Genomic DNA, 24,582 nt, shown 5'->3' with positions numbered 1-24,582 from the left:
CCGTAAAAAAATATATATAATGTTTAAATAGATAGTTAAAAGTAAAGGGTGGTGTTTGATGAGTAAGTTAGTATCTGTTATTTTTTTTGTGCTTCCATTAATAAGCTTTGCAAACATTCCTAGTTGGCAAAACTTTGATAAACAAAAAGCCTTAGCCAACCTTAGCAAGCAACAATATTATGTAACACAACAAGGCGGTACTGAAAAAGCATTTAATAACGAATACTGGAATAATCATAAACAAGGAATTTATGTTGATGTTGTGTCTGGTGAACCTTTGTTTAGCTCAACAGATAAATATGATTCTGGAACTGGATGGCCAAGCTTCACAAAACCTATAAATGATTCATTCATTAAAACCAAAAATGACAATAGCTGGTTTATGAGTAGAACAGAAGTTCTGTCTAAATATGGAGATTCTCATCTAGGTCATGTCTTTAACGATGGTCCGCAACCTACCGGTAAAAGATATTGCATAAATTCCGCAGCTTTGAGATTTATACCTAAAAAGGATATGCAAAAAGAAGGTTATGGTAAGTATCTACAGCTATTTAAATAAACCTTGGTTGTAATTATTTGTTAAAATCTTAATAAGTGTTATTATTAACAGCATCATATTTAAATAAAAATAGAGATAATGGACGGTTCTTTTTTTGGCCAAATTATTTTAAATGTCTCTATCATATTATATTGTGGTCAATTTATTCCACAGATAATACATAATAATAAAAATAAGAACTCTCTATCTAATATTAGCGTATTAACTCAACTTGGTATTTTCATTACTGTTCTATGTGACATAATACAAACTATTAGCTTTGGGTATGAGTGGCAGTATGCAACTGTTGCTATAATCTATTTAATAGGAGTATCTATACAACAGCTACAAATTTCTATTTTTTATAAGAAATTACCCGAAATAGTTAATTTCAGCTTTATTATTTTATTTATGCTTGCATTACTTGCGATGGGATCTGATAATGAAAATATCTATAGTTTAATAGAGTATATTGGTTTCGTTGTAAACACGTTATATTGGTTACCGCAGATTTACAAAAATTATAGACAAAAAAGAGCTGATGGTTTTTGCTTAAGTTTTATATTGATTGCATTAATAGGAACTAGCCTTTATATAGCGAGTAGTTTTATACTCTCGTGGGGACCAATATTTACACCAAACGCACTAATAATTCTCCCTGCATTAATAATACTTTTAGTACAGAAGTTTTATTACAAAAATAACTACCATAAGAAAAATATTACAATAGGTAGATTTTAGTCAACTACGACCATATAATTAAAGATAGTAAATATAAATTCAAATAGTTCGTACATGGAACAACTATCGACTAGCACTCAAGAGCTTAGCGAATTGGTTTTAAACATATCACTTATAATATATTTAATACAATTTATTCCACAAATTATCTATAGCACAAAAAATAGAGAGTCTCTAAATAACATAAGTATACTTACCCAATTTAGTCTACTTATTTTTACACTTTGTTGTATTGTACAAATAGTTAGTTTAAACCTTGACTGGAGATTGCTAGTTATCGCTATGGGTTGCCTAATCGGAATAACGATACAACAATTACAAATATCTTTTAATAACAAAAGAATGCCAGAAGTAATCAATTTGGTTTTTGTGATGCTAATTACAATCGCGATATTAGCTATTCGTTATAAACCAAATGCAATGTACATGTTCACAACAGTTTTAGGTATTTTAGCATGCTCTATATATTGGTTACCTCAAACATACAAAAATCACAAACAAAAACTTTTTACAGGATATTGTTCACTATTTATTATTCTAGCTTGGCTAGGTTTTTTATGCCTTCTAATAAATAGTTTCTTACTTTATACTCCACTAAACATAAAAATAGGACTAGTCGTAATAACTATAACCATACCATTATTAATTATTCAAAAACTGCTCTATAGAAACTCTAAAAAAATAGTCTAACACATTTAAATTAAAATAGCTCAACGCTAGGTACTTATAAGGCTAGTAAAGGCTCGGTCATATATTAGGGGCAATATTAGAAACAAAAAACTTTTTATCTAAAATGGATATTAGATTAGACAAATTTAGTTATCATTTATGCTATTATAAAAAAATACACTATTTATTATTGTTGAGTATGTCAGGAAATACTTTTGGTAAAATTTTTACAGTAACAACATGTGGTGAGAGCCATGGCGATTCACTTGCAGCAATTATTGACGGTTGTCCAAGCAACATCCCTCTCTGCGAAGCAGATATACAGTTTGAACTAGATAGACGTAAGCCAGGTCAATCTAAATTTACAACTCAACGCAAAGAGCCTGATGAAGTTAAAATCATCTCAGGTATTTTTGAAGGTAAAACTACAGGAACGCCAATAGGTCTAATAATAAAGAATCAAGATCAGAAATCAAAAGATTATGGTGAAATAAAAGATAAATTTCGTCCAGGCCATGCGGATTACACATATTTCAAAAAATATGGAATTCGCGATTATCGTGGTGGAGGAAGATCTTCTGCTAGAGAAACAGCTATGCGTGTTGCAGCTGGTGCAATAGCAAAAAAAATATTAAAACATAATGGTATCGAAATTTTTGGTTTCTGCTCGCAAATTGGTGATCTTAAGATTGATTTTGTAGAAAAAGACTTTATTAATGAAAATCCCTTTTTCATAGCAAATAGAGGTGCCATTACAAGTTGTGAAAACTTAATTCATAATATTCGTAAACAGGGAGATTCAATTGGTGCAGAAGTCTCTGTTATTGCTACTGGTCTACAAGCAGGACTTGGTAGACCAGTTTTTGATAGGCTTGATGCTACTATTGCTTACGCTATGATGAGTATTAATGCTGTAAAAGCAGTCAGCATTGGTGACGGCTTTGATTGTGTTAGTCAAAAAGGTAGTGAGCATCGCGATGAAATAACTCAAAAACAAGGTTTCTTAACAAACCATGCTGGTGGAGTTTTAGGTGGTATATCCACAGGGCAAGATATTATTACTAAACTTGCTTTTAAACCAACATCTAGTATTTTACAGCCTGGTAAAAGCATAGATATAAGTGGTAATGACACTACAGTTGTTACAAAAGGTAGACATGACCCTTGTGTTGGCATTAGAGGTGTGCCTATAGCCGAAGCAATGCTCGCACTAGTTTTGGTTGATGAATTACTAATCACAAATGCTTACGGAAAGTAAACATGACTCAAGCTGAATTTTGGAATCTATTAATGGATTGGGGATATTTAGCTGTAATATTAGCAGTCCTAATAGAAGGTGAGATATTTCTGATTATGGTTGGTATAGCAACAGCGGCGGCATTGTTTAATTATCCACTAGTTATTTTAGCAGCGACATTTGGAGCTATACTCCATGACAACACGATATTTACTATCTCTAAACTTATGGGTGAAAGAGTTCTTACAAAAAAAGCTTCTTGGCACTACAAAGCTCAAAGATCTCTAGCTATTTTAGATAAGCATGAAACATTAGCAATATTAAGTATAAGATTTTTATATGGCTTAAGAACAGTTACTATCTTAATCGTAGGTATTAGTAAAGTAAAAAGAGCTAAATTTATGACCTTAGATGCTATAAGCAGTTTTGTTTGGTCAACTATATATATATCTTTAGGATATATTTTTGGTAATGCTCTATTACAACTAGTCAATAAAGCTAATATTAAACTATGGATATATGAACACAAATTCTTATCATTATTTATCCTTATATTCATCTCTAGTATTACATACTATGGATATAGAAAAATTCGCTCAAAAAGAGCTAAGAGGCATACAAAATGAATAGATTAGATCTCCTAAAAAAAGCTCCCTCAACTAGTCAAAAAAAAGCTAGTACTAAAAGCAACCCTCGTGGTGGAATGTTAGGACAAAAACCACAACAAAATTCAGATGAGTTATCTGATGATATATTACTAGAAGATGATTTTGAGAATGATTTAGTTGATACTACGGCTGATGCGTATGATACCAATGATGATATTAGTGATGATATTGATATCGATGATGAAAATGTAAATATTATTGAAATTGATCTCGGAGAAACTAAAGGACTTGATATAGATTCTTCACTTATAAATGAAGAAAATGAGAACAATGAAATTGTTGATGAAGATGATATAAATAGCGGTGAGTTGGCTATCAAAGAAGATAATGATAGCTCAACTGAAATAGTCGAAGGTCAAATAGGAGTTGACTATAGTGAAGATGACATTAAATTTGAAAAAGAATATTTATTTGATCAGCGTGAACAACTATATAATCACTTTGTTAAGTTAATCAAAAATGGTGGTATAGAAATTGGTAGCTCAAAACTATTACACTTAGATGATATAGTAAGAATCTCTGTAACTCTGTCTGAATTAAAAGAACAAGTTGGCTGTGAAGCTCGAGTTATTTCTATTTTTCCACCAAGTATTTCAATTAATGATGAAAATGCAGAAAGATATCGCTATATAGTTCAATTCATCGGTCCCAATGCTTCTGAAACTGAGAGAATACTCTCCAAGTATCTATTAGGTTATAAGGCAAAATAAACTAAATCATGGCTAAGCAAAAAACGATCTTTATTTGCCAAGAATGCGGAGCTTCTTCACCTAGATGGCAAGGACAGTGTCATAATTGTAATCAATGGAATACATTTATTGAAGAGATCAAACCTGATCCGAAAAAAACTCCTCAAGCTAGAGCTGGATTTGCTGGCAGTATCTCAAAGGCTACTGCATTATCGGATATCAAAGGTAAAGAACATTCCAGGATGTCTACCAATATATCTGAATTTGACCGAGTACTTGGTGGTGGAATTGTAAAAGGATCTGTAACACTAGTTGGTGGAGATCCTGGTATTGGTAAGTCTTCAATATTACTACAAATTATGTCTTTTTTATCTCTAAAAAAGAAAGTTCTATATGTTAGCGGTGAAGAATCTCTTGAGCAAATAGCACTACGAGCAGAAAGATTAAATCTCCCCAAAGATAATCTTCTAGTAATGTGCGAGACAAATATAGAGCAAATCTCTAGCTATATGATAGAACACAAACCAGAAGTAGTTGTAATAGACTCAATCCAGACTATGTATAATCCTGAAATCTCATCTATGGTCGGAGGCGTCTCACAAGTACGAGAGTCTACAGCTTATATCACTCAAATTGCCAAGCAACATGAGATATCTATTTTTTTGGTAGGACATGTCACTAAGTCTGGCGAGGTTGCTGGTCCACGAGTATTAGAACATATTGTTGATGCGGTAATATTTATAGAATCTCAAGACAATGGCAGATATCGTATGATGCGCGCCCTAAAGAATAGATTTGGTGCTGTAAATGAAATTGGTGTCTTTGCAATGACTGATAAAGGTATGAAAGAAGTCAAAAACCCATCTGCGATTTTCTTAAATAATGGTCGCACAAATTTAATTGGTAGCGTAATAGTATCAGTTTGGGAAGGTACACGCCCTCTACTTGTTGAGCTACAATCATTAGTTGTGGACAAAAATATTAATCAGCCTCCACGAAGATTATGTGTGGGTATTGATAGCAATCGTTTAGCAATGATACTAGCCATTATTCAACGCTATATGCATATTGACTTATATGACAAGGATGTATTTTTAAATGTTGTTGGTGGAATCAAAATTAGTGAAACAAGTATTGATTTGGCACTAATATTGATTATATATTCTAGTATAAAGGAAATAGAGATTCCTCATGATATGCTAATAATGGGAGAAGTTGGTTTATCAGGTGAAATTAGGCCAGTACCTTATGGTATAGAACGAATAAATGAAGCTAAGAAACATGGTTTTAAGAAAATCATTATACCTCAATCTAATGTTTCAAAATCGCTAAAGACTGATGGTATTGAGATTATTGGGATAACAAAATTGAATCAAATCAAAGATATAATCACGGGATAAAAAATGGATTTTTTAACAAGTCTTAACTTTTTAGATATTCTTATAATAATCTTTATTTTTATACTAAGTCTTTTTGCAGCTGTGAAAGGATTATTCAAAAATATTGTGTTATTTATTCTTATGATATTTGCCGTAGTATTAGCAGGTATACTTGCTCAAAAAATACAAAACGCATACCTTAATTCTCTGATCACAGACAACAATACCTCCTATATAACTTCATTTATACTAGTTCTAGTCTGCGCATACTTAATCATATTTGGTGTAATGAAAGTATTTATGCGCAATAATAAAGAAAAAGAAGGTATATCAAATACTTTATTTGCTTTCATAATAGCGTTAGTTCGTTTTAGCTTTATAGCAGCAATCGTATGCTCAACTCTCAACTCTATTGATTATGTGAAAAACTCTTCTTTATGGGAAAATTCGACTATAGTTAAACCTCTAATTAAGTTTGGTGACTACGCTTTTAATACTAAAGTAAAAATGCAAGAAACTAACTTCAAAGATTATGTACCAAAACAAGTTGCTGGAGGAGATTAATTTTCATTTTTTAACTGTCTATTCATTAGCTGTCTAACCATATCTTTTGGATCTACATTCTCATATAAAACTCTATATGTAGCAAAGACCAAAGGCATATCAACTCCATGCTTTTGAGCAAGTTTATATACTGCTATAGCAGTAGAATATCCTTCAACAACATTATTTACCTTAAGCAAAGACTCTTCTATAGACATACCTTGACCTAGGTAATATCCAAATCTACGATTACGCGATTGATTGTCTGAACAAGTAAGCAACAAATCACCAAGACAGCTCAAGCCCATAAATGTTTCAACATCGGCTCCAAGCTTAAGTCCTAATTTTTTAATTTCTGCTAGACCTCTTGTAATTAACGCTGCATGAGCATTAACACCAAAGTCCATACCCGCAGCAATACCCGCAGCAATTGCTAAGACATTCTTGACAGCCCCACCAACCTGAGCACCGATAATATCAGTAGTTGTATAACACCTAAAATTTTCATTGCTGAAAAGCTTTTGCGTGTATTTAGCATACTCAATATCTTTAGATGCTACTACAACAGCTGTTGGGAGTTTATTAGCTACCTCTTTGGCAAAACTTGGGCCTGTTAATAAAGCGAATTTTGTATTTGGTATAATATCTTCTGCTATTTCACTTAGTAGAGCATAGGTATCATGACAAAATCCTTTCGTAGCACTAATAATATTTTGATGAGGCAACATACTCTCTTTTAGCTCTAAAATAGTCTTCTTAAAACCAGAACTAGGAGTTGCAACTAATATATCATCAAAATAATCAATACTAGCTTGCCAATTTTGTATAGCTTTTAGTGTATTTGGGAATTTTTCTATGCTCGGTAAATATTTTTGATTATTACCTTCTGCGAGCATTTGATCGTTATGCTCCGCTTTCCAAGAGTTAATTCTCACTTCATGGCCTTTATAAGCTAACTGTAATGCCAGTGCAGTACCCCAAGCACCAGCACCTAAAACAAGTATTTTCTTGTGCATAAACTAAACCTGTTTTCTTTTTATATCTACTATATTCTATAGTTGTTAAACTGTAAACACTTACACATCATAAGTTTTTATTATCAAACTTATACATTTAATATATTTAACATTACGGAAATATGCTGAGATAATACACACATCAAATATTAGAAAGTATTTTAAGGAATGAGAAATGAAAAAGATTATGTTAGCAGTGGTAACAATTTTAAGTATTATTTCAGTATCTAATGCTAGTAACTTACATCAAATAAATAGTTTTTCATCTAAGTCATTTCCAGCGCCCATAATGATTTTAGCAGAGTAAAAGCTACTTTTTAGGTTGTGCTATAACATATATACCTTTTATACCTTTTGAATCTTGCCACATATATTGAAATCTATCTGGATTAATAGCGCTCAATCCATAAATGGTTTTCACATTATTAAAATGTGCTGCCGGATCAATCATAAACAATGTATCTTTATCATCATCAATTGTTTTTCCCAACTTCTGATATCCTGATACTAATGTCCAGTGGCCTCCCCAATCAATCCAATCTACAAGTACAGGTACACCTTTATCTATACTCTGATAAATCAGTTTGATATCACCATCAGTAGCATATTTTACCTCAAAGCCATGTTTTTCTAGCCAGTTAGCTATCTGTTGCGCTGTAGTACCATAATCATCATTTGTACCCATTTCTTTAGCTATTTGCAACTCCATTTGATGATTCATTTGAGAATCCTTAAGGACTCCATAATAATTGAGCAAACTCATAACAGCAGATGGTCCACAAGTATAATCGGTAGTTTGTTGATGATCTTTTATGTCTAGTATTTTTATATTCTTATCTGTTGATAAATCAAATGTTTTAACAACATTTTCTATATAAGTCTTATTAGCATATTCTCCAGAACTATAACTTAAACTCATAGTAAAAATTAAAGTTAATAAAATAAAAATCACTCTTTTAGACATATCATTTAACCCACTAATTTAGAAATTTGAGAGATTTTAGCATTAACTTTGAAAAAAGAAATTAAAATCTGCTATATCACTTGAATATAATAAACTTTATGAATATTATTTCGTTAATTCGCGAAACATGGTTTTATAAAAATGAAATTAGCAAATATCGTAGATTTTCAAAAAGCATTAAGCGATGAAACTAGAATTAGAATTCTAATGGTTATATATCAGCATGAACTATGCCTTTGTCATCTAGCTCATATTTTCAAACTTGCAAACTCAACATTATCTAAACATTTAGATATACTTAGACGTAATGGTTTTATACATAAGCGTAAACAAGGCAGATTCCACTACTTTTATTTTAATTCTGCATTCAAAGAGCAGTTAAACTGGCTACTAGACACTCTTAATGATGACGAAATTATTCAAGCCGATCAAAAACTAGTCAAGAACTTAATACAAGAAAATCTAGAGCATTTACCAGAGATACATGCAAAGGAGAGTATTGTATGAGTAAACAATATCAAAGCTTTAAAGTATATGGATTAGACTGTATTGAAGAAGTCAATATTATCAAAAAAGCATTAAGTAAAAAAATTCCCGCAGATAGTATGCAATTTGACCTACTTAACGGTAAATTATCTATTGATAATCAAAATATTTCTGAAAAAGAAATTATAACTCTAATAAAAAAAGCAGGACTAAAAGCAATTACTTGGGGTGAGCATATTACAGAAAATCAAAACACTAGTTTTTTAACTAAACACTCTCGACTAATTACAACACTACTTAGTGGAGCATTCATCATTTTTGCATACCTATATCATAGTATAAATCATGGATTTGTACACGCATTTATAGATAATGAGAACATCCCTCAAACAGTTCCTCTTATATCTCAAGCCTCTTACTTAATAGCTATTTTATTTGGCAGCTGGTTTGTTTTACCAAAAGCAATCTCTGCTATTAAAAGGCTTGATGCCGATATGAACCTATTAATGTTAATTGCCATAACTGGCGCAATTATTATTGGTCAATTATTTGAAGCAGCCGTAGTAAGCTTTTTGTTTGCTTTTTCACTTTTGCTTGAATCATGGAGTGTCGCAAATGCTCGATCAGCAATAACAAAGCTTATGAAACTAACTCCAGATACAGCTCTAGTTTATTGCTGTCATGATAAACAATTTGAAGAAAAGCCTCTAGCAGAAATAAATATAGGCAAAACTCTTCTAATAAAACCAGGACAAAGAATTGCTCTAGATGGGATTATACTTAAAGGTAATAGCTATATAAATCAAGCACCTATAACAGGTGAATCTATTCCTGTGGAAAAAACCATTGGTGATCAAGTTTTTGCAGGAAGTATAAATGGAAACTCTGCGATTGAGATAAAAACGACAAGTACAGCTGAAAACTCATCGATTGCAAAAATAATCCAAGCTATTGAACATGCTCAATCAAAACGCTCAAAAGCAGAAAAGTGGGTCGATAAGTTTGCTAAGATTTACACCCCTACAATGATATTTTTAGCAATTATAATAGCTACTATCCCTCCACTCTTACTAAATGAATCTTGGCTTAAATGGGGCTATGAAGCTTTAGTAATACTAGTTATCGCTTGCCCTTGTGCACTAGTGATATCTACACCAATTTCAATAGTTTCAAGTTTAGCAAAAGCTGCTAGAAATGGGATCTTAATCAAAGGCGGTGAATTTATAGAAATACCAGCCAAGTTAAAAGCTATTGCCTTTGATAAGACCGGTACATTAACACAAGGCAATCCTTCTATTACAGAAATAATCGTCACACAAAATTATTCTCAGCAACAATTAATCACTATAGCTGCAAGTCTTGAGAGTTCTGTTGATCATCCAATCGCTAAAGCTATTTTAGACTATGCTAAAAACAACAGCATAACGTTTACACAGGCTACAAATACGGCGGTTTCAGGTGGTAAAGGAGTAACAGGAAAAATCAATGATAGTAGCTTTTGGCTTGGAAATCATGCTTTTGCTCATGAAAAACAGCTATGTACTAATGAATATCTGCATAGCCAAGCGATAAAACTTGCAAATAATGGTCAAACATTGATTTTCATTGGCAGTGATGAAAATATTATTGGTATCATTGCTGTACAAGATATGATAAAAAATAATGTTAACGATGCTCTCAAACAATTAAAAAAACTTGGGATTAATCAAACCATCATGCTTACAGGTGATAATATAGCAACAGCTCAATCTATCTCCACACAAGCTGGAATTGATAAATTCTATGCGGAGTTACTACCTCAGGACAAAGTTGCTAAAGTTGAGGAGCTAGTTAATAATTATGGGAATATTGCTATGGTTGGAGATGGTATCAATGATGCTCCTGCACTAGCAAGATCTAATTTAGGAATTGCTATGGGTACTATAGGTAATGATATCGCAATAGAAACCGCAGATATTGCCTTAATGTCTGATGATATTGCAAAGTTGCCTTGGCTTATCAAGCATTCAAAGAAAACATTAAAAATAATAAAACAGAATATAGCTTTTGCTATTGCTATAAAAGCGATTTTTATATCTCTTGCAATAACAGATTTAGCTACTTTATGGATGGCAATAGCTGCTGACATGGGAGCTACCCTGATTGTAATTATAAATTCACTCAGATTACTAAAATAAACTAAATATCATATCTCGTCCACAATGGTAAAAAACGCTTAATATCATTCATAAACTTAAATAAACCAACATTTAGCTCAACATTACCATTAGGATCTGTTACTTTACGTGGAAATGCTATACCCGCACCAAAAAGTCCTGGTGCTATAATTCCCGTAGTAGGATCATAAACTCTAGCATCCATACTATCTACACAAGGTATTCTTTGATCAAAGCCTACTGCATAAATAACTTTATTATATTCATGTAAATGCTTATCTATCTCTTCATTAGTTGATAAATATCTTTTGACTCGACTATCTAAATTTTGAGAGATATTTGCTCTAACCCATTTAGCTGTCTCACCTTTTAAACCCGAGTTATCATATAAAATCCAATCTCCCATATTGATAGCATATCTCAATGGTTGATGATAGAAATTAGCTACATCTTCAATATCGAACTCAATTAAATTTCTAATGATTATCATTGCTGAATGAGATGAACCAAAAACAGCAACTCTATCTCCCTCAATAAGCTCTTCTTTCAGTTTACTTGGAGATAATGCTGTAGCAAGATCAATTTCTTTTGTAATTTCAGGATTATGAATATTCAAAGTTTTAGGTATAGAACCTGTTGCTAAAACAACTTTCTCAGCCATATAGTTTTCTCTTGCGCCATACAAATTCCATACACCCTGAGCTATTTTCAATTCTGCTATAGTATCTAAACTATAATCAACTTTTTGAAGTAGATTATCCGTAATGTATTGCAAAGGTTCTGCAACATCTTTTAACTGTGAAAATCCTTGTTTATCATAATTTTCTAAAGCAAATTTTTGTAATCTTTTTTCAAACTCAAAAGATTTGATATCATTCAGAAATCTCAAGAATAACTCTACTGTTGTATTACTACTAACTTCGCCCCATTTTTTACCAAGATCACCAACACCAAAATTTGGATCAATCCAAAGTATATTTTTTGCATTTATACCACTATCCAATAATTGCCCAATAGTTGCCATACCTGCAGGACCAGCACCAACTACTGCCCACTTATATCTTATAAAGCTTTCCATAATTAACCTAATTTATTTGCATAAGATATATTATACTCAATCATCAATATCCTGTCTTAATAAATCTTATATATATTGAATATCAGAAAATCTTATAATAAAATCCTGTCATATAAGTATTACTAAAATATAAATATGCGAATCACATTAAAACAATTACAAGTATTTGTAAATACTGCGAAGTCAGAATCCATTAGTGCTGGTGCTGAAAAATGTTTCATCTCACAAGCAGCCGCAAGTATGTCGCTATCTCAACTTGAAAACATGCTTGATACGACATTATTCGACCGTGTTGGTAAAAGAATGAAACTAAATGATAATGGCAAAAATATGCTAGCAAAAGCTATTAAAATTTTAGATGAAATTGAGGAATTTGAATCTTTTAGCTTAAATAGTAACCAATTATCGGGGAAGATAATTATTGGTGCTAGTACCACAATAGCCAATTATGTATTACCAAAATATGTAGCAATGTTTAGAAAGTTACATCCAGATACAGATTTTGAAATTATTTCAGGCAATACAAAAGAAATTATAAATAGTGTTGAGTCACTAAACTGTGATGTAGGCTTTGTCGAGGGCGAATGTAATAGTAAAACATTAGAGACTCATCTTTGGGCAAAAGATAGTCTAAAAATAATTTGTCGTATAGACCACCCATTAACTAAGAAGAAAAATATTAAGATAAAAGATCTTTTAGATTATGAGTGGGCAATGAGAGAACAAGGCTCTGGAACATTTGAAATATTCTTTAATGCTCTTGAAGATAAAGTATCAAGTATAAAAAAAGCTATAACTCTGCGTAGCTCAGAAGCAATAAAACAGTATATTGCATATAGTGATTGCCTGGCTTGTATATCTGAGGTAATTACAACCCAAGCTTTAGATACTGCTAAATATTATATACTTGAAACTAAAGAACTCGATCTGTCTAGAAACTTCTACAAATTATTACATGAGAAAAAATATCACACCGCTTTAACACAAGCTTTTTGTAAATTCATAGAAGATGATATCAAATAGCTAAGATAAAACTTGAAAATTTTAGACTTTGGAGTCATCTTTACATAGGTAACACAAATTCAAATAAATGGAGATAATATGTCTATAGGGATAATACTACTGATAATAATAGCTATAGCCGCTGTATATATAGTTATGACTTACAACAAACTAATAGCAGAGATCGAAACAGTCAAAAACTCTGAAAAACAAATAGATGTACAGCTTGATCGAAGAGCCAAAGTATTTGATTCGTTAGTTAATGTTGTCAAAAAGTATATGGACTATGAGCAAACAACTCTAAAGCAGGTTGTAGCACTAAGAAACCAAGCTAATTTAGCCAAAGCAAATGGCGATATTCAAGAAAGAATAAATGCTGAAAATCAAATCTCAGATTTAGCGAAAGGTATAAATGTTCAATTTGAGAACTATCCAGAATTAAAAGCTAATCAAAATGTAATTCAGTTACAGGAAGAAATTACATCTACTGAAAATAAATTAGCTTTTGCTAAACAGGCGCTTAATGATTCAATAGAAAAATACAACGCTCATAAAAAATCATTCTTTGCTGGTATGGTAGTTAATATCTTCAAGAAACTAAATGAAGAATTTGTATACTGGAATATCTCAGAAGAGAAAAAACAACAACTAGAAGACTCTAGAGTGGAATTATAAAATGTCAAATACTGATAATCTACAATATGGCTCTGTTGACTGGCGTGAAGTTGTTCGCAAAAATACTTATCGCACATATTTTGTCATAGCAACATTCCTAATTGTTTTTTTTCTACTAGGAATTTTCGTTGATACCTTTTGGCGATATGGTGAGTTTGCTAACTATTATTATGCTCAAACACACCAGCAACTTCCCATCAGTCAAGTTTTCATTTGGTTAGCAACATTTCAAATACCTCCTTACGCTACTATGATCATATCTGCTATAGCGGTAATTTGGATATTCATCACTTTTAACATGTATGACAAAATCATGCTATCTGGCACCGAATATCATGAAATCTCAGCAGATAACCAAGATCCTCTAGCACGCCGTGTATATAATGTAGTTGAGGAAATGAAAGTAGCTGCTGGCATGCGATATATGCCAAAGGTTTTTTTAATTGATGCAAATTATATGAATGCTTTTGCATCAGGTTACTCTGAAAAATCTGCAATGGTTGCTATTACAACAAAACTTGCAAATGCTCTTAATCGTGATGAACTACAAGCTGTTATGGCACATGAGTTAACTCATATTAGAAATCAAGATATTAAGCTTAACCTATTTACTATGGTTTTATCTAATATGATGCTTATTATTATGGATTTCTTATTTTACTCAGCACTTTTCTCAGGAAACAATAATAATAGCAACAATAATAACCGTAACAATAATGCTGCTGTATTTTTTATCATTATTATGATTTTAAGATATGTGTTACAAATTTTTACGATATTTATGATGCTGTTCTTAAGTCGTACAAGAGAGTATATGGCTGATGCTGGAGCAGTTGAGCTAATGCGTACAAATGTGCCAATGGCGAATGCGCTACTAAAGATTGCTGGCGATAGTAAAACTGCCGAAGCTCAATATAGCTATAAGCATAATAAAAATGAAAATCTCCGTCGTGCATCATATATCTTTGATCCACTAAGTGCTGGTATAGGCAGTGGAGATATGTCTGATATGTTCTCTACTCATCCATCTATCGAAAAAAGACTAGCTTCAATTGGTGTTAAAACTAGATAGAACTTTTTAAAACATTTGAAACTGTAAATTTAGTAACAAATATATTATAATCATTAAATTAAATTGTTATTCTTAAACAATTTCAACACATTAGATCTAAAATTTAAATAACAAAGAGATATAAATGTCAGAACAAGAACCTCGTAAAAAACTTTCTTTAGGTAGTAGAAAAAAGCTATCAGTAAATAGAACTTCTAGTCTAAGCACAAACCTTAAAACTAGACTACAAGCCAAAAAAGAAGATAATATCCAAAACTTTTTTAATAACACTAACAAAGAGCTTCGTGAGCTATATCAAGAAAGACAAACATTAGAGGATCAGATCAAACAAATAGAACAAAGACTTCTTTTTGCAAAAAGCGAACCATTGCAAGAGTTTTTATTTGAATTAAAATCACAAGATTTTGATCTACTAGCTAAGATAAACTCTTATATAAATACTCTTTAAGATTTTATTTTATAATAATTATGTTTATTAAGAACTAGAATATACTTTCAAATATTTCTTTAATACCTTTTTTAGCAAGACCTAGCATTTTAGCAAACTCCTCTTCTGAGAAGTCTTTGCCTTCTGCTGTACCTTGAATCTCAATCATACCACCATTTGAGTTCATAACTACATTCATATCTGTTTCAGCATTCGAGTCTTCATCATAATCTAGATCAAGTACAGGCTCATTATTATAAATACCAACAGATATTGCAGCAACTTGAGATATTAATGGATTAGTTTGTTCATCAAGCATGCCATTTTGCTTCATATAATCTATAGCATCCCTAATAGCTAATGATGCTCCGGTGATAGACGCTGTACGTGTGCCGCCATCTGCTTGGATCACATCACAGTCGACTTTGATAGTATTTTCACCTATTTTCGTTAAGTCAACACTCGCACGTAATGCTCTACCAATTAGTCTTTGGATTTCTTGTGTTCTACCAGATTGCTTACCTCTAGCAGCTTCTCTATCCATACGAGTATGAGTTGAACGCGGTAACATACCATATTCAGCAGTTAACCACCCCTCACCAGAATCTTTTTTGAATCTTGGTACGCCAGCAACTACAGAAGCTGTGCATAAAACTTTAGTATCACCAAACTCTATTAAAACTGAACCTTCAGCATGTTTTGTAAAATTGTGTGTAACTTTTAAACTACGTAATTGATCGTTATTTCTTCCACTTGGACGCATTTTGGAACCCTTTTAATTAAATTCATAAGTATTAAGTGTATAATTATACAAATCGATATTAAAATAAGAAACCTTAAGTTTAAGGTATTTCTGATATATGAATATTATTAATAAACAAAACTTATCAAAAGTAAAAAGATACTGGCTCAATGATGCAAAAAACTTAGTTACCAGCCTATCAAAAGGCTATGGTGAAATTATATTAGATAAAATCTCTCAGAGTTTTACAAATGTTAATCAATTAGAAGCATCACTATTAGAGATTAAGACTGCATTAGTACGACAAATAACTCTTTCAAGTATTAATGAAACTTTAGTTTTTGCTAGGACAATTATTCCCTGTGATACTTATGATTTTTTTTCACAAGAAGTTGATAACCTTGGCACAAAGCCAATTGGTGATAACCTACTTTTTGAAAAATCTAAGTTTACTCGTGATGAATTTATAATCCGGAAGCTATCTAGTAATAATTTTTATCAAGAAGCAAATAGACATATTCAGCAGGAAATCTTTTCTCGTAGTTCGATATTTACATACAAAGATAATCAAAAGCTTAAATTTTTAATTACAGAATATTTTCTAGTTTTACCGGAGTTTTGTAATGCAGAGTAATACAAAATTCAAAGCATATATTATGCTAATGAGATTGCATCGCCCTATTCCAATACTGCTAATTCTTTGGCCAACTCTTACTGCATTAGTTTTGGCAAGTCATGGTATTCCAGATATTAAATATTTGATTATCTTCACTATTGGTGTAGTTGTAATGCGTACAGTGGGTTGTATTGTTAATGATATAGCAGACATAGATTTTGACAAACACGTAGAGCGTACTAATACTCGTCCTTTAACCAGTGGTAAACTTAGTGTCAAGAATGCATTATATTTGTGTCTAGTTCTTACATCAGTTGCTTTTATCTGTGTATTATTTTTAAACTTATACACAATTTTACTATCATTTGTAGCTCTATTTCTGGCTGTACTATATCCATTTTGTAAAAGGTTCTTTGCAATACCCCAACTAATCCTTGGTTTAGCATTCAACTTTGGTATTTTCATGTCATTTTCTGCTATACAAAATCATATACCACTCGAAGCTTGGATATTTTATCTATCAACGATATGTTGGACTATAGCTTATGATACTATCTATGCTCTAGCTGATCGAGAGTTTGATTTAGAAATTGGTATTAGATCATCAGCTGTTTTATTTGGAGATAAAGTTTTCAGATATATATTTTTATTTAATTTTATATCACTAATACTTTTGATAGCTCTAGGTATATATCTAAGCTTTAATATTATTTTTTACATAGGTGTTGTTATTAGTGCTTTTTTATTTATCAGAAATTATTTCTTATACAAAAAACTAGGTATAGCTAACTGTATAAAAGCTTTTTCTGATAATCATTGGATTGGATTGATAGTTTTCATCACAGTATTGCTTCAATATGTATAGGAGATGATATGACTTTAATAATTGGTGCAATCTTAGGTTTTATATCAGTAGCTTTTGGCGCTTATACAGAACATGGTCTAAAATCACAAATCTCAGCTGAACACTTTGATTTCGTAATGACTGCAGTTCGTTATAATCAAGCTTATGCTATCGTAATTAGTGGTATTGGAATAGCTCTTTTAAGTAGTAAGAGCTTAGCACGAAGCTTATCTCTTAAACTAAGCAACTTATTTTTTATAATTGGCACAATCTTATTTAGCTTTAGCATTTATATTTCTGTGGTTTATAATATACCTATTATTTTGAAGCTAGCACCATTAGGTGGCACTGCTCTAATGATAGGCTGGCTAATGCTAATTTTAGCTGCTATTTTTTTGAAGAAGAACCTAAAGAGAAACTTATGAAGAGATATATAATTACACTAGTAATATGTATATTTGTGTTATCTGATACTAGCTTTGCAGATGCCAAAAATAATCAAGGATATATCGTCAAACTTTACTTTGGCAGAACTATGAAAGATGATAAAAATAATATCTCTTATGTTTCAGATAATATGTTCAAAAATTTTGAGAACAAATACATAACTCCTGCTTTCCCTGATGGTTATACTGAAAATGATGCTAGAGGATATTGGCGTAGCCCAACAGGAACTACTTATAGTGAAAAAACCAAAATTGTCACAATACTTGCAGATGATAAGTCAAAACAACTAGAGCAGAAAGTACATAATCTAGTTAATGTCTACGAAAAGTCATATCATCAAGAAAGTGTTTTGGTAACTTATACAAAGACAGATTATTCTTTTATTTAAAACTGGCGGAGAGGAAGAGATTCGAACTCTCGATAGTCGTTAAACTATACACGCTTTCCAGGCGTGCTCCTTCAACCACTCGGACACCTCTCCAAAGAGATATTAAGTATACAGCAAAAGCTTATATTTTCAACTTTTAGATAATCATTACACCGCCAGAAACAAACATCAAAACTATGAATAAATTCTTTAGAAGCTTTGGAGAAATTATCCCTAAATAATTAACTGCCAAAAGACTACCTGCCAATGCAAATATACCCGATGATACTAACAATGGAATATTTAGATAACCAAGTGTTGATGGTACATTAACACTAATTCCATAAGTAAGTACAAATGCTGCAATTGATGAGTTTATGAGTACACAGATACTAGTTATAGCTATGGCTTTTTTGATATCTGTACCAATCTTTATAAAAAACATTGTTGCAAATGTTGTTGAACTTGCTAAAACACTCAACACACCACAAAAACTAAAAATACTATATCTAGCACTTCTAGGTAATTTAACAACCTTATTATCATTATGCAATATCATCCAGATGCCACTACCAAACAACAATATTGCAAAAACTATTTTCAAAAGATCTGTATTTATATGCTTTGCGACTATTGAGCCTACTAACGCCCCTACTGATAAATATAATAAATAATACTTTAATTCCCCCAAGTGTATATTACCCTTACGATAGTGCTTATATGTTGCTATAGAACTTAAAAATATAGACATCCCACAACAAGTCGCTATGGCTATTTGCATAGCAAAGTCAGCTCCATAAGTATGTACAATTATAAAATAAAAAGCTGGAACCGCTATTAAACCAGCGCCCCCACCAAGTAGTGTAGAAATAAAACTAGCTACAAAACCGACAATTGCTCCTAATATGATTAACATTATTTTTTTCCTATGATTATTTAAGATAGTTATAGACAGTAGCTCGACTAATATTTAGTGCATTTGCAATGTATTTACTAGCATTTTTCCCATCTAGCGCGCCTTGTTGTTTAAGTTCTAAAATCAAATTTTTCTTTTGATCTCTAGTTAAGTTATCAATTGATAAATTATTATCGATACAATATCTCTGAACAAAATTGTTAATTTTTTCATAAAAAATATCTCTAAAAAGACTCTGTTGCTGCTGAGACATTTGCATATTGTTATTATTTAGAAACACGTTTATTAAGTTTTGATATCTATCAAATACAGAAACATCTAAATTTATACATAATGTTCCAATAACATCATTTGTTGAGCTTTTAATTACAGTGATAATACATTTCATTTTGCGCCCATCATAATTTATTTTGTCATACGGCCCTATTACAGAATCATCGTATGCATCTAAATCTATATGGTCTAAATATGATATATCTCCAATTTCTCTTTTAGAGATAGGATTAAAAATTGCTACTATCTTGTTCTTAGATAAATCATGAATTACAACTTCTGCAAAGGGATGCAAAAGTCTACTTATAGCGTCCGCGACATTTATAAATTTTTCTAACTCAGAATTCATTTTGATATCTAAAACCATATTTTTAGATATATTAGTCTATTTTAGATTTTTTTGTCAACAAAATGTTTTAAGAAGATTTAAACTTAGTACTGTGACATATATTTACAAAGTTAACAATTATAGGTCCAATAATATTCTGCCAAATTGCATAAAAAGTTGCAGCAATAGCTGCTTGATTACCAAAGAAGGTCAAAGCTATAACTATCCCTAAGCCAACATCTAATATACTAAACTCAAATAGCAAAGCTAATCTACTATCAAAATCTAGACCTAAAACTTTACCTATTAAATATCCAAATACATTAGCAAATATACTAAGCATTATAACGCTCAAAATAATATCTAAAGGCACAAGTATAATGGCTTCTTTATTTAAAGCTGTTACAACCATTACTATTAGCATAATCAAGAGTATTGGAATACTGGAGATTTTCTTTAAAGTTAAATCATTTAGTTTAGTAAATTTACTAATTAAACTTCCTAAAATTATTGGTAGGATAACTATTATTGCCATTGTTTCAAACATACCAAACCAATCTAACTTAATATTTTTTGCAAAGAAAAAATAGATGATCAATGGCATAACTATTGGTGCTAACAGCGTAGTTAGAAAAGTTAAACTAACAGTAAGAGAAATATTTGCTCTAGCTAATAAAGCCATAACTCCAGAAGCTGTACCTCCTGGACAAGCCCCTACAATAACTAAACCTATTAATGCTGTTAAGCTCAACCCAAAGATCTTACCCATTATAAAAGCCGCTATTGATGTAACAGTTAATTTTAGCACTAATATAATGAGCAGCTTTCCCCTTAGGTTAGCAACTTTTACAAAATCTTTTGCTTGTAGATGAAGTCCTATTACCAACATAATAGTAGCCAACAAATAAGTAATATATGGCTTTAATGGTATAAATATGGAAGGTATTGATATCGCTAAAACAACTCCTGCCATAACTATAATCGCAAAATATTTTTGGATAAAGTTCATTTTTATAGTTATTACCTAATTTTTTCAAACCATTTTATATACTAATTAAACATAAAAATAGATTTACATCTTTTATAACATCGAAAATAAGAAACAAGTTTGGAAAACTATAGCAGCTTGATATAATGAATTTGTTAGACTATTAATTCATACACAAACAACAACCTCGTGAGGTAAAATTATGATGAAGAAGAAACTAATAACAATCGCAACTCTTTTAGCTGCTTCAGTGGCGATTACATCGTGTACAGCCGAAGCTGTAGCTGTAACTGGTCTAGTCTTAGCTAGCGTTGCTGTGGGCGCTTTAGCATATAAATGGATGGAAAACCCTGATGCGTACAATGCTTATGCTAAAAATAGAGAGACCGTATTCTCTGTTGCCACAGAAGTATTAAAAGAAAATAATTATACTACAAAAGAACAAACTGTCGATGAGAAAAAATCTGAAATCAAAGCTGTTTCCCCAACAGGTGATTCTATTAATATAGTAGTTCAATCAGCTAAAAATAATCCTAATCAATCAGCTATCTATATTAAAGATGATAGTAAAACTGATGCAACAATCATACTTAATCAAATTAATCAAAAACTTGCAGATTCAAAGTAATTTTTATAGACAACGTCTCTTTATAAAACCAATATTTATAATATCTTATTTCCTTAAACAATATCTAGCAAGTTATAGTTCTTTTAAATTACTATGGAATAATCTCCTTACCATCCCATGCAAAACATTTACCACTATCTTCTAATTTCAAACTATCTAAAACTTCAACTAACTTACTAGCTGAATACTCCGACGTAAAAGCTTTCTTTGAGGCTCTATAAGCATACCAGCCACCAAGTTGATTATCAGAGATACTACCAACTCTCGCAGAAATAGCAGCAAATACAGACTTGTTATCCTTAGCTAACTTGGGTATGAAATACTTTGCGACCAAAGCCGGAAATATTGTATTTGCTTGAAAAAGCTCAATAAATTTATCAGCTGATAATTCTTTTAGTGCTTTCTGCGGTTTTATTTCAGAGGTATGTAATATACCAGTAGCAACAAAAACTAGATTAATAGCTCCTGATTTTTCATAAACATCTTTCGCGGCTTTTTCAATTGTTGATTCATCCGAGTAATCAATATACCCATAAACTACACCTTCTAAACGATCAGCTACTATAGAACGTGAAAAAACATATATATTCGCATCTGGGTACAAATATCTCAATCTCTTAGTTACAGCACAACCTATAGAACCAGAAACTCCGATAACAACTAGATTACTACTCATAATACTTCCTCAAATAAAGGTTTAGTATTCTAAGTATACAAATAAGATTATAGATTTTTTATACAGATAAATAAATATTAAGAAAGTTTAATAAATAGAATCTAATCTGCAATTAAATCATATTCAGTTGACTCAGTAATCTCAACTGTTGCAAACTCACCTACTTTTAAGCCTCTCTCTGCTGCGTCACCAACAATGACTTGTCCATCTACTTCTGGCGCATCATATTTAGTACGACCAATTGCATAGTTTTCTTCAGTATTTATTGAATCAATTATAATCTGTTGCTCTGTTCCAACAAAACCTTCTAACTTATCTGCACTTATTTGAGCTTGTAATCCCATAAACTCATCTAATCTCTGTTGCTTAACTTCTTCAGAAATCAAATTATCAAATTGGTTAGCCTTTGCACCCTCTACTTCCGAGTATTTAAAACAGCCGACTCTATCTAGTTGAGCTTTTTCTGCAAAATCTAATAAATGCTCAAAGTCAGCTTCTGTCTCACCTGGAAATCCCACTATAAATGTACTACGAATAGTTATATCAGGACAAATATCACGCCACTTATTAATTCTATCAAGAGTTTTTTGCGTATGTGCTGGGCGCTTCATTCTTTTTAAAACTTCTGGTGATGAATGTTGTAAAGGCACATCTAAATAAGGAAGTATCTTCCCTTGTGCCATAAGAGGTACTATTTTATCAACATGCGGGTATGGATAGACATAGTGTAATCTTGTCCACATATCTAATTCCCCAAGAGCAGTAGCAAGATCTAAAATATTACTTTGATATTCTTTATCATTCCATATACCCGACTTATACTTGATATCAACACCATAGGCTGAAGTATCTTGTGATATTACAAGTAGCTCTTTAACACCAGCATTTTTAAGTTTTTCAGCTTCTTTCATGATATTGTCAATTGAGCGACTTTTCAGCTTACCACGAATATCTGGAATAATACAAAAAGTACAAGTATTGTTACAACCTTCTGATATTTTCAAGTACGAATAATGTCTTGGAGTAAGCTTGATACCCTGTGGTGGTACCAAAGATACAAAATCATTTGCAAATATTGGAGCATGAGTATGCACCGCTTCTATTAAGTTCTCATAATCTTGAGGCCCCGTAATACTTAGAACTTCTGGATGTTTTTCTTTGATAAGATCTGCCTTATTTCCAAGACATCCTGTTACAAGTACTTTACCATTTTCAGCAATTGCCTCACCAATAACCTCTAATGATTCATCAATAGCAGAATTCAAAAAACCACAAGTATTAACTATAACCATATCAGCATTATCATAGCTATCAACTAAATCATAACCTTCAGCTTTTAACTTAGTTATTATACGCTCAGAATCTACAAGGTTTTTTGGACAGCCAAGACTCACAAAACCAATTTTAGGAATTTTAATCATAATATTTAATTCAAACAAAAAATTATGCGATTATTGTAGAACAATTTGAGATAAAAAAATAGTTAAAGATAAAATTACAAATCAAGATGAAAGGTTATTAATTAGTTTGAAGAATTACTCTCATCACACTTCACACCGAAATCAATTTCCGTTCTTCTATCTAAGTAGAAAGCTTTTTCAGATGCTTTATATGAACATGTATCATTAACGCCATCTGTACAGAACTCATCATAGAACTGAGTTGGTTCTGCAGCAGGCTTTAATTTACCATAGCTTACAACACAGATTTGGTCTTTATTTACATTTTTACCTAATAAGTAGTTATATACTGCTTCAGCACGCTTTTGCCCTAGATTAAAGTTATATTTCTCACTACCTCTAGGGTCAGTATTACCTGATAACTTAATTGGTTGATCTGGATGCGCTATTAGATAGTCTGCCGTCTTATCTAAACACTCTTTAGCATCATCAGTAATATTATAACTATCAAAACCAAAATATACTGATCTACAGTTAATATCCATTAGTTCTTTTTTCATTTGCTCAACTTGATCTGAGCTCATATTATCAGAACCATATATTTGCGAAGACATCTCTAAAGCCTGTGAACTATCAACACCAGCATACTTATCTTTGATTAAATCACTATTATCTGGTCTAGTGCTTGAACAGCTCGCTAACATAAGTATAGAACTTACAACAGCCATACCCATAATACTTTTTTTCATCATATCTAACTCCTTTTAGCTATTTTCAAAACCTGAAACTTCATAATTACCTCCATTATCTGCGAAACCAGTATCACTTGATCCGTAGTTATCTGCAGACTTTAAGGTACTAATAAAACCTGGACCACTTGTTTCATTTAGCGATGATCCATCTAAACTACCATTTGCGTTAGCTTGTAAAGGAGGCCCTTTATACCACGCACAACTTGTAACTAACAAAGCTAAAGCAAAAATAACATAATTTTTAACCAAAACTTTCATACAAGCT

Annotated in this window: 31 protein-coding genes and 1 tRNA gene; 20 read left to right on the top strand and 12 right to left on the bottom strand. The window is 31.6% G+C overall.

Going from position 1 to position 24,582, the window contains the following annotated elements; all coding sequences use genetic code 11:
• Positions 1-58: 58 nt before the first annotated feature.
• The 8 genes from msrB to ACKTR7_RS05020 all read left to right on the top strand — a co-directional run bounded on the left by msrB (position 59) and on the right by ACKTR7_RS05020 (position 6,485).
• Positions 59-559 (top strand): peptide-methionine (R)-S-oxide reductase MsrB, encoded by a 501-nt coding sequence (gene msrB, locus ACKTR7_RS05055; RefSeq protein WP_407877296.1) that lies wholly within the window; start codon positions 59-61, stop codon positions 557-559.
• 78 nt (positions 560-637) lie between these two features.
• Positions 638-1,279 (top strand): PQ-loop repeat-containing protein, encoded by a 642-nt coding sequence (locus ACKTR7_RS05050; RefSeq protein ID WP_407877295.1) that lies wholly within the window; start codon positions 638-640, stop codon positions 1,277-1,279.
• A 54-nt stretch (positions 1,280-1,333) separates the two neighbouring features.
• The gene (locus ACKTR7_RS05045; RefSeq protein WP_407877294.1) at positions 1,334-1,969 is read left to right on the top strand and encodes a hypothetical protein; all 636 of its coding nucleotides are present in this window, start codon (positions 1,334-1,336) and stop codon (positions 1,967-1,969) included.
• A gap of 178 nt (positions 1,970-2,147) precedes the next feature.
• The gene (gene aroC, locus ACKTR7_RS05040; RefSeq protein ID WP_407877293.1) at positions 2,148-3,206 is read left to right on the top strand and encodes a chorismate synthase; all 1,059 of its coding nucleotides are present in this window, start codon (positions 2,148-2,150) and stop codon (positions 3,204-3,206) included.
• Positions 3,207-3,208: 2 nt separating this feature from the next.
• Entirely contained in the window at positions 3,209-3,811 is a 603-nt protein-coding gene (locus ACKTR7_RS05035) for a DedA family protein (protein WP_407877292.1), read from the top strand.
• Positions 3,808-4,563, top strand: coding sequence for a PilZ domain-containing protein (locus ACKTR7_RS05030; protein WP_407877291.1), 756 nt, complete (start codon positions 3,808-3,810; stop codon positions 4,561-4,563). Before ACKTR7_RS05035 ends, ACKTR7_RS05030 begins: the two co-directional genes overlap by 4 nt.
• Before the next feature lie 8 nt (positions 4,564-4,571).
• Positions 4,572-5,942 carry a DNA repair protein RadA gene (gene radA / locus ACKTR7_RS05025; protein WP_407877290.1) on the top strand — a complete coding sequence of 457 codons (1,371 nt, stop codon included), beginning with the start codon at positions 4,572-4,574 and terminating at the stop codon, positions 5,940-5,942.
• 3 nt (positions 5,943-5,945) lie between these two features.
• A complete protein-coding gene (locus ACKTR7_RS05020) occupies positions 5,946-6,485 on the top strand; it encodes a CvpA family protein (RefSeq protein ID WP_407877289.1) in 540 nt (179 codons plus the stop codon).
• On the opposite strand, the gene ACKTR7_RS05015 is transcribed toward ACKTR7_RS05020, so the two are convergent.
• Positions 6,482-7,480, bottom strand: a complete 999-nt coding sequence (locus ACKTR7_RS05015) for an NAD(P)H-dependent glycerol-3-phosphate dehydrogenase (RefSeq protein WP_407877288.1) — start codon at positions 7,478-7,480, stop codon at positions 6,482-6,484. The two genes, ACKTR7_RS05020 and ACKTR7_RS05015, sit on opposite strands and share 4 nt — an antisense overlap.
• A 175-nt stretch (positions 7,481-7,655) precedes the next feature.
• On the opposite strand from ACKTR7_RS05015, the gene ACKTR7_RS05010 reads away from it, so the two are divergent.
• Positions 7,656-7,787, top strand: coding sequence for a hypothetical protein (locus ACKTR7_RS05010; protein ID WP_267906210.1), 132 nt, complete (start codon positions 7,656-7,658; stop codon positions 7,785-7,787).
• A gap of 3 nt (positions 7,788-7,790) precedes the next feature.
• On the opposite strand, the gene ACKTR7_RS05005 is transcribed toward ACKTR7_RS05010, so the two are convergent.
• Positions 7,791-8,444: a peptidase C39 family protein gene (locus tag ACKTR7_RS05005; RefSeq protein ID WP_407877287.1), complete on the bottom strand. Its 654-nt coding sequence runs from the start codon at positions 8,442-8,444 to the stop codon at positions 7,791-7,793.
• 141 nt (positions 8,445-8,585) lie between these two features.
• On the opposite strand from ACKTR7_RS05005, the gene ACKTR7_RS05000 reads away from it, so the two are divergent.
• Entirely contained in the window at positions 8,586-8,951 is a 366-nt protein-coding gene (locus ACKTR7_RS05000) for an ArsR/SmtB family transcription factor (protein ID WP_407877286.1), read from the top strand.
• Positions 8,948-11,107 carry a heavy metal translocating P-type ATPase gene (locus ACKTR7_RS04995; protein WP_407877285.1) on the top strand — a complete coding sequence of 720 codons (2,160 nt, stop codon included), beginning with the start codon at positions 8,948-8,950 and terminating at the stop codon, positions 11,105-11,107. The genes ACKTR7_RS05000 and ACKTR7_RS04995 overlap by 4 nt, the downstream gene beginning before the upstream one ends.
• A gap of 1 nt (position 11,108) precedes the next feature.
• Here the strand turns inward: ACKTR7_RS04995 and ACKTR7_RS04990 are convergent, their stop codons facing one another.
• Complete coding sequence (locus ACKTR7_RS04990) at positions 11,109-12,164, bottom strand: FAD-dependent oxidoreductase (RefSeq protein WP_407877284.1); 1,056 nt, start codon at positions 12,162-12,164, stop codon at positions 11,109-11,111.
• A 135-nt stretch (positions 12,165-12,299) separates the two neighbouring features.
• On the opposite strand from ACKTR7_RS04990, the gene ACKTR7_RS04985 reads away from it, so the two are divergent.
• The 4 genes from ACKTR7_RS04985 to ACKTR7_RS04970 all read left to right on the top strand — a co-directional run bounded on the left by ACKTR7_RS04985 (position 12,300) and on the right by ACKTR7_RS04970 (position 15,361).
• Entirely contained in the window at positions 12,300-13,187 is an 888-nt protein-coding gene (locus tag ACKTR7_RS04985) for a LysR substrate-binding domain-containing protein (protein ID WP_407877283.1), read from the top strand.
• Positions 13,188-13,265: 78 nt separating this feature from the next.
• Positions 13,266-13,841, top strand: coding sequence for a LemA family protein (locus tag ACKTR7_RS04980; protein ID WP_149367850.1), 576 nt, complete (start codon positions 13,266-13,268; stop codon positions 13,839-13,841).
• Between the two features lies 1 nt (position 13,842).
• On the top strand, positions 13,843-14,913 hold the full coding sequence (gene htpX / locus ACKTR7_RS04975) for a zinc metalloprotease HtpX (protein ID WP_407877282.1): 1,071 nt from the start codon (positions 13,843-13,845) through the stop codon (positions 14,911-14,913).
• A 124-nt stretch (positions 14,914-15,037) separates the two neighbouring features.
• Positions 15,038-15,361, top strand: coding sequence for a hypothetical protein (locus ACKTR7_RS04970; RefSeq protein ID WP_407877281.1), 324 nt, complete (start codon positions 15,038-15,040; stop codon positions 15,359-15,361).
• 34 nt (positions 15,362-15,395) lie between these two features.
• Here the strand turns inward: ACKTR7_RS04970 and rph are convergent, their stop codons facing one another.
• Positions 15,396-16,103: a ribonuclease PH gene (gene rph, locus ACKTR7_RS04965; protein ID WP_407877280.1), complete on the bottom strand. Its 708-nt coding sequence runs from the start codon at positions 16,101-16,103 to the stop codon at positions 15,396-15,398.
• 97 nt (positions 16,104-16,200) lie between these two features.
• On the opposite strand from rph, the gene ACKTR7_RS04960 reads away from it, so the two are divergent.
• From ACKTR7_RS04960 to ACKTR7_RS04945, 4 genes are read left to right on the top strand one after another with little or no spacing between them, the layout of a single operon-like run.
• Complete coding sequence (locus tag ACKTR7_RS04960; protein WP_407877279.1) at positions 16,201-16,716, top strand: chorismate--pyruvate lyase family protein; 516 nt, start codon at positions 16,201-16,203, stop codon at positions 16,714-16,716.
• A complete protein-coding gene (ubiA, locus tag ACKTR7_RS04955) occupies positions 16,706-17,563 on the top strand; it encodes a 4-hydroxybenzoate octaprenyltransferase (protein WP_407877278.1) in 858 nt (285 codons plus the stop codon). The genes ACKTR7_RS04960 and ubiA overlap by 11 nt, the downstream gene beginning before the upstream one ends.
• 8 nt (positions 17,564-17,571) lie before the next feature.
• The gene (locus tag ACKTR7_RS04950; protein ID WP_407877277.1) at positions 17,572-17,967 is read left to right on the top strand and encodes a DUF423 domain-containing protein; all 396 of its coding nucleotides are present in this window, start codon (positions 17,572-17,574) and stop codon (positions 17,965-17,967) included.
• Entirely contained in the window at positions 17,964-18,377 is a 414-nt protein-coding gene (locus tag ACKTR7_RS04945; protein ID WP_407877276.1) for a DUF3574 domain-containing protein, read from the top strand. Before ACKTR7_RS04950 ends, ACKTR7_RS04945 begins: the two co-directional genes overlap by 4 nt.
• A 3-nt stretch (positions 18,378-18,380) precedes the next feature.
• Here ACKTR7_RS04945 and ACKTR7_RS04940 read toward each other — a convergent pair.
• The 4 genes from ACKTR7_RS04940 to ACKTR7_RS04925 form a co-directional block, all read right to left on the bottom strand.
• Positions 18,381-18,470: transfer RNA gene (locus ACKTR7_RS04940), tRNA-Ser, on the bottom strand.
• A 43-nt stretch (positions 18,471-18,513) separates the two neighbouring features.
• Positions 18,514-19,272: a sulfite exporter TauE/SafE family protein gene (locus ACKTR7_RS04935; protein ID WP_407877275.1), complete on the bottom strand. Its 759-nt coding sequence runs from the start codon at positions 19,270-19,272 to the stop codon at positions 18,514-18,516.
• A 16-nt stretch (positions 19,273-19,288) separates the two neighbouring features.
• Complete coding sequence (locus ACKTR7_RS04930) at positions 19,289-19,912, bottom strand: helix-turn-helix transcriptional regulator (protein WP_407877274.1); 624 nt, start codon at positions 19,910-19,912, stop codon at positions 19,289-19,291.
• A 49-nt stretch (positions 19,913-19,961) separates the two neighbouring features.
• Positions 19,962-20,882 (bottom strand): bile acid:sodium symporter family protein, encoded by a 921-nt coding sequence (locus ACKTR7_RS04925; RefSeq protein ID WP_407877273.1) that lies wholly within the window; start codon positions 20,880-20,882, stop codon positions 19,962-19,964.
• 181 nt (positions 20,883-21,063) lie between these two features.
• Here ACKTR7_RS04925 and ACKTR7_RS04920 point away from each other — a divergent pair, with 181 nt between their 5' ends.
• Positions 21,064-21,489 (top strand): DUF3568 family protein, encoded by a 426-nt coding sequence (locus ACKTR7_RS04920; protein ID WP_407877272.1) that lies wholly within the window; start codon positions 21,064-21,066, stop codon positions 21,487-21,489.
• A 91-nt stretch (positions 21,490-21,580) separates the two neighbouring features.
• Here ACKTR7_RS04920 and ACKTR7_RS04915 read toward each other — a convergent pair whose 3' ends face one another.
• The 4 genes from ACKTR7_RS04915 to ACKTR7_RS04900 all read right to left on the bottom strand — a co-directional run bounded on the left by ACKTR7_RS04915 (position 21,581) and on the right by ACKTR7_RS04900 (position 24,575).
• Positions 21,581-22,165, bottom strand: a complete 585-nt coding sequence (locus ACKTR7_RS04915; RefSeq protein WP_407877271.1) for an SDR family NAD(P)-dependent oxidoreductase — start codon at positions 22,163-22,165, stop codon at positions 21,581-21,583.
• Between the two features lie 101 nt (positions 22,166-22,266).
• Positions 22,267-23,586, bottom strand: coding sequence for a 30S ribosomal protein S12 methylthiotransferase RimO (gene rimO / locus ACKTR7_RS04910; RefSeq protein ID WP_222830042.1), 1,320 nt, complete (start codon positions 23,584-23,586; stop codon positions 22,267-22,269).
• A gap of 101 nt (positions 23,587-23,687) precedes the next feature.
• Positions 23,688-24,317: an OmpA family protein gene (locus ACKTR7_RS04905; RefSeq protein WP_407877270.1), complete on the bottom strand. Its 630-nt coding sequence runs from the start codon at positions 24,315-24,317 to the stop codon at positions 23,688-23,690.
• A gap of 12 nt (positions 24,318-24,329) precedes the next feature.
• Positions 24,330-24,575 carry a hypothetical protein gene (locus ACKTR7_RS04900; RefSeq protein WP_042516876.1) on the bottom strand — a complete coding sequence of 82 codons (246 nt, stop codon included), beginning with the start codon at positions 24,573-24,575 and terminating at the stop codon, positions 24,330-24,332.
• Positions 24,576-24,582 lie beyond the last annotated feature (7 nt).

The organism is Francisella sciaenopsi, assembly GCF_045862875.1.
GTDB classification, from domain to species: Bacteria; Pseudomonadota; Gammaproteobacteria; order Francisellales; family Francisellaceae; genus Francisella; species Francisella sciaenopsi.
This window is presented reverse-complemented; position numbering and strand designations above follow the sequence as displayed.